The organism is Nocardia glycosmidis, assembly GCF_052545115.1.
The window spans coordinates 1-3009 of sequence record NZ_JBQWRH010000047.1 but is presented as its reverse complement, the minus strand read 5'-3'; the positions used below and the strand labels follow the sequence as shown (position 1 = coordinate 3009).

Annotated in this window: 3 protein-coding genes and 1 pseudogene; 3 read left to right on the top strand and 1 reads right to left on the bottom strand. The window is 66.5% G+C overall.

Going from position 1 to position 3009, the window contains the following annotated elements; genetic code table 11:
- Positions 1-184: pseudogene (locus ACT86A_RS27400) on the bottom strand (hypothetical protein); the annotation flags it as partial.
- Positions 185-886: 702 nt separating this feature from the next.
- Between ACT86A_RS27400 and ACT86A_RS27395 the strand changes: the two are divergent.
- The 3 genes from ACT86A_RS27395 to ACT86A_RS27385 all read left to right on the top strand — a co-directional run bounded on the left by ACT86A_RS27395 (position 887) and on the right by ACT86A_RS27385 (position 2978).
- Complete coding sequence (locus ACT86A_RS27395) at positions 887-1156, top strand: hypothetical protein (RefSeq protein WP_445095114.1); 270 nt, start codon at positions 887-889, stop codon at positions 1154-1156.
- Between the two features lie 32 nt (positions 1157-1188).
- On the top strand, positions 1189-2421 hold the full coding sequence (locus ACT86A_RS27390; RefSeq protein WP_445095113.1) for a helix-turn-helix domain-containing protein: 1233 nt from the start codon (positions 1189-1191) through the stop codon (positions 2419-2421).
- 95 nt (positions 2422-2516) lie between these two features.
- Positions 2517-2978: a hypothetical protein gene (locus ACT86A_RS27385; RefSeq protein ID WP_445095112.1), complete on the top strand. Its 462-nt coding sequence runs from the start codon at positions 2517-2519 to the stop codon at positions 2976-2978.
- Positions 2979-3009 lie beyond the last annotated feature (31 nt).

Here is a 3009-nt window from a genome sequence, read left to right as displayed (position 1 = left end):
CCGGGAGAACGACGGGGCGCCGGACTCGTCGGGGTCGACGTAGCTCGCCGTCGAGCAACACGGTGCGCCCGTCGGTGATCTCGGCCAGCACGGCGGCGATCTCGGGGTAGAAGCTGGTGATCTCGCGCAGGTTGCGGCTGAACAAGCCGATGCTGGCGGTCGTGGCGCGGGCGATCGCGCGCACTCCGTCCCATTTCATTTCCGCGGTCCAGCCGCCTGGCGGCGGTGGTGGCCGTCCGGCCGTAGCCAGCATCGGTTGCTGGCACCGATAGACCCACAAGATCAGGATAGACGCTGGTCAGAGCCGCGTCGGGATGGTTATGTGGCCGGTCTCCCCGTTGCCGCAGGGAGACCGGCCGAGTCGAGATCGCCCGGACGAGTGGACGGTTCCCGATCGCACGAAAGGTCGTGCAATGTCGCGTAACGGCGACTGGACCACTATCTCTGTCCGGGCTCGCTGTCGTCGAGGGAGACCGGACGATCCCGGACAACCAGTTGATCCGCAGGCGTGAATACCTGTGCTATGCCCGGCCGAGCGCGGTCTGCATAATCGCTGGTGGAGCGTTATAGGACCGGGTCAATTCTCCCGGGTGATGTGCGCAAGGGGGGCATATAGGGACACGGAATGCGCGGTCTGGAGGGGGTGGCAACACTGAAACAGGTTGGTGTTGCCACTCGTCGGTGGAGTCCGTCGACGTGCGTTTGGGGCCGCTCGAGATTTGCCGTTGAGCTGTGTAGTAATTCCGCAAAATCGGGTTTCCTTGAAGGGCAAGTGAATATCAGGGTTGGGATCTACCGGCACCCGCGGATTGCCGTCTGCGGGAGAAGAGTTCGGCAGACCCCCAGCCCATCGCCCGGACGACGTGTTCTCACCCGAAAGGTCACCATGCGCATCTCTCTGCGTGTTCCCGAGGTTTTCCGTACCGATCCCGATCCTGTCGGCGGTTTCCGTCGCTTCCACCGCGGTGGCGGCCTTTCCGCGCGCGTGTGGGCGTTTGGAATGATGGCCGGGGTGGCGATCGTCCTGCACGCCAACGGCGCAGACCTGGTCACCGCCTCTGGTGTCGTCGTCGCGCTCGGCACGGCCGCCACCCAGCTGACGACCACGCCGCTCACGCTGACCAAGGCGGCACCGGCAGCACGGGCGGGTGCCTGATGGTGCGCCCGGCCCGTGGCGGTGCCCGACGGGTGCGAAGCGACCAGACCGCCGAGACCGAGGACGCACGAGCTGCCGACCCACGGCTGGTCCTGGCCGACCGTGTCCGGGAGCTGCGCGAGTCCGCCGGCGTCAGTCAGCGGACCCTCGCGGTGCAGATCGTCTATAGCCGCACGATCGTCAACCGGGTCGAGCGGGCGAACTGGCCGGTGTCGTGGGACTCGGTGCGCACGATCGTCGCCGCGCTCGGCGTCGTCGAGGATGAGCAGGACCCGTCCAAAGACGAGATGGCGCAATGGAAGGCGCTGTGGCAGCAGGCGCGGGATCGCCACAGCGGCGAGGCCCAGCCGACGGTCATTAACTCGACGCCGCTGGTCCGGCGGCGTCGGCAGGTCGACGGCGTCCAGCTCGAGCTGCTCGCGCCCGGAGAGTCCGAGCCGACGTCGGTGAAGCCGGAGCCCGAGCCCGCGCTGGTGCGCCTGCGCGGGTATCGGCAGGATCTGTACCTGCCCGACCCAAGCGCGGTGCGCACCGTCGGCCGCTACGTCGAAGCGCTTCGGCACCTGCGGGCCTCGGTAGATAACCCGTCCTACCGCCAGATCGCGGGGCGCGTGCGGACCTTCTCGGTCACCCCGGAGGGCATCGTCGGCGGCGGCATCGCGCCAGGCCACACGACCCTGCATGACCTGTTCAAGCCCGGCCGGGTCGAACTGCGCTGGGAGGTGGTGCTGGCCTTCCTGAGTGGATGCGGGTTGAACTCGGAGGAGATCCGCTACTGGCACAAACTGTTCCAGCGCCTGCATTACCGCCCGAGGGCCAAGTTCCTCCGCCAGGTCGACGAGCACAGCCCGCCGCCGGTGATCGACCTCGGCGGGGTCACCACCGCCGCGGAGTACGTCGGCAAGCTGCGCGCGCTGGCCAAGGCGTCCGAGCGCAGCATGGAGAAGGTCTTGAGCACGGCGAAGATCCATCCGGGCAGTTATCTACCCTCCCGCTCGGCGGTATTCGCGCGGTTCCGCGACGCGGAGCAGACCAACACGCTGCCCGAACGCGACGTGGTGGTGAGTTTCCTGCGCGGCTGCTACTGCCGCACCTACGGGTACCGCTGTGTGCCCGACTGCAAGGCCGACTTGATCGAACCGTGGATGCGCGTCTATGACCGCCTGCACGGCAGGAAACGGCGCGACCCGTTCGCCTTCCCCCCGCCCGAGCTGAACCGTGCCGAGTCCAGGCTGGGGCCGGGCGGACTCCGCGAGACCGGCTAGCGGCGAGTTTCAAGATCATCGAAGTAGGGCATCTGGCCAGTCTTCGAGAACCGTGATCCGGCGCGCTTCCTCGGCTGGTTCGGTAGCATTTCGAAATGGTCAGCAACGGTAGGTCTTTCGCGGAACTCGACGAGCTCGTGGGGGACGCTGAGCGCGAGTTGCGCTGCAAGATCCGTGGCTATCTATCCGGCATCGGCGAAATGAACGAGCCGATAGATGTTCTCCAATTTCATGCCCTCACAGTCCTCCTTGGTATGACGGCTGCGCGGTCGCCGGATCTCCACGGACGGGTGGAGAAGATGCTGTCCGACGTCGAGGAAACGTTCCCCCGGTTGCGCAACGTTCGCCTGGGACCCCGCCGCGACCGAGAGCCCACACGACGCGCCCGATCCACGGCAGATCATGCGACATCGACAAACCGGAACACCCCGCCCCAGTCACCAACGCCGACGCCGTCGGAAAGGCGCCAGCGGAAACAAAAGATCGAACAACAAGTCCAGCAGATGTTCCAGGGCTCGGATTCCAGGGGGCGTCGCCCCAAGTTTCTCAGGTGGTGAGTAGATCACGAAGGTGCTCGGCGGGGGAATC